The 2317-nt window shown below is 40.8% G+C and carries 1 protein-coding gene; it reads left to right on the plus strand.

All coding sequences use genetic code 11. The features are described 5' to 3' along the window. The coding region (locus tag Q0876_RS15600; RefSeq protein WP_299229806.1) for a T9SS type B sorting domain-containing protein at positions 1-2316 on the plus strand (2316 nt) is incomplete at its 5' end. Between the last annotated feature and the right edge of the window lies 1 nt (position 2317).

Raw genomic sequence — 2317 nt, forward strand, 5'->3', positions numbered from 1 at the left:
TCACCAGTTGTTCCGGTAGATTTGGAAGACTATGTGATATGTGATACGAATACTGATGGTATAGCACAATTTGATTTGACGATTAAAGCTGCTGAGATTTATGGATCACAAGATCCATTGGATTTTATGTTAACTTACCATGAGACCTTAGCAGATGCGCAGTCAGGAAACAATCCGATAGTTAATGTAACCAATTACACTAATATTAGTAATCCACAGACGATTTATGTACGCTTAGTGAGTAATGTTAATGGCTGTGTTACCAGTACAGGATTCTTTGAGCTACAAGTAGAGTTACCACCAGAGGCGACACAACCGACGCCATTAGAGCTTTGCGACGATGAAGTAGCTGATGAGTTTACCGTATTCGATTTAACAGTTAAAGACAATGAGATTACCGGAGGCGAAGCGAGTTGGAGTGTTTCTTATTATGAGACCGATGCAGATGCACAGGCACAGACCAATGCAGTAGATGCAGCTTCGTACACCAATACTTCAATTAATGGTGCACCGTCGAATCCACAGACGTTATATGTTGTGGTGACCGATACCGATACAGGTTGTGTAGACTATACGACCCTTACGATTCGTGTGTTACCAAATCCAACACCAACGGATAGTGTTTTAATACCAATGGTAGAGCTGTGTGATGACATCAATCCAGGGGATATGGAAGAAGTTTTTGATTTGACGGTCAATGAGTTATTGATTTTAAATGGAGAGACAGGAGTTACCGCCACTTATCACGAGACGGATGAAGATGCGGAGTTGGGAGCTAATGCGATAGCAGACCCAACAATGTATACAAACATAAGTGAGACTCAGACGATTCATGTACGTGTGACCAATGACATTACAGGCTGTTATACTGTGGTTACCTTCCAGATAAGAGTTAACCCATTACCATCAGTTGTAGCAGTGACCGATTTCATTGCCTGTGAGCTTAATAATGATGGAGTTTATGAGTTTGACTTGACCTTAAAGGATGCAGAGGTATTAAATGGTCAAGACCCAACGATGTTTACGGTAACCTATCATGTAAATCAGACAGATGCAGATGATTTAATGAATGCATTGGTTAGTCCATATACGAATATTAGTAATCCACAACAGATATTTGTAGCGATTACAAATAATGTTACAGGCTGTTCGATAAGCACGCCTAGTTTCAATATAGAAGTTCAAGAAGCAGCAGAGGCCAATAGTGGAATGGAAGCCATTTTAGTAGAGCTTTGTGATGATGAGATGGACGATGACGATGATTTGACTAATAATAGTGCCCAGTTCGATTTAACACCAGTAACAGATGTTTTAGATTTAGAGCCAGATAGTGTACAGGCACAGGTATTAGATGGTCAAGACCCAGCAAATTACATAGTGACTTATTATGCCACAGAGGCAGATGCAGAGTTAGCAGTGAATCCGATTCCATTTTTATATGAGAATATTGTTAATCCGCAGGTGATCTACGTACGTGTAGACAATGATACGATGATAGATGATGGTATGGGTAATATGATAGATTCATCGATATGCTATGCCGTAGCTCCATTAACCTTACAGGTTAATCCACTTCCAGTATTTGATTTGGAGGAGAGTTATATTCTTTGTGTATCGACTAATGATACAGAGGTTTTAAATCCACCAGTATTAGATACCGGATTAACAGGGCCGAGCTATACGTTTGAGTGGACTTTGAATGGGACCACCATAGCAGGAGCTACCTCAGGGAGTTACATGCCAACAGCGGGTGGTCTTTATGAGGTTCTTGTAACAGATGCCGCAACGGGTTGTTTCAGTAGTGATATTACTGAAGTCATAGAGAGTGCTCCGCCGACCTTAGTTTTAGACGTGACCACAGATGCATTTTCAGAGAGTCATGTTATTGTAGCAACCGCGACAGGGTTGGGTGATTACGAATATAGTTTAGATGGAGGTGCATGGCAAGAGAGTGGTGTATTTACAGATGTATCGGCAGGAGACCATGTGGTTACGGCAAGAGATAGGATAGGGTGTGGGCAGACAAGTGAGTCGATTACGGTATTGGATTATCCAACATTTTTCACGCCAAATGGTGATGGATACAATGATACATGGAACATAAAAGGAATAGCTGACCAACCAAGCGCAAAAATTTATATATTTGACAGGTACGGAAAGTTACTTAAACAGATAAGTCCAACAAGTGAAGGCTGGAATGGAACCTACAATGGAAACCCGATGCCAACAAGTGATTACTGGTTTGTGGTAGAGTACAACGAACCTAATAATGGTCAACGTAAAGAATTTAAAGCCCATTTTACCCTGAAAAGATAAA

The organism is uncultured Psychroserpens sp., from assembly GCF_947503375.1.
Classification (GTDB): domain Bacteria; phylum Bacteroidota; class Bacteroidia; order Flavobacteriales; family Flavobacteriaceae; genus Psychroserpens.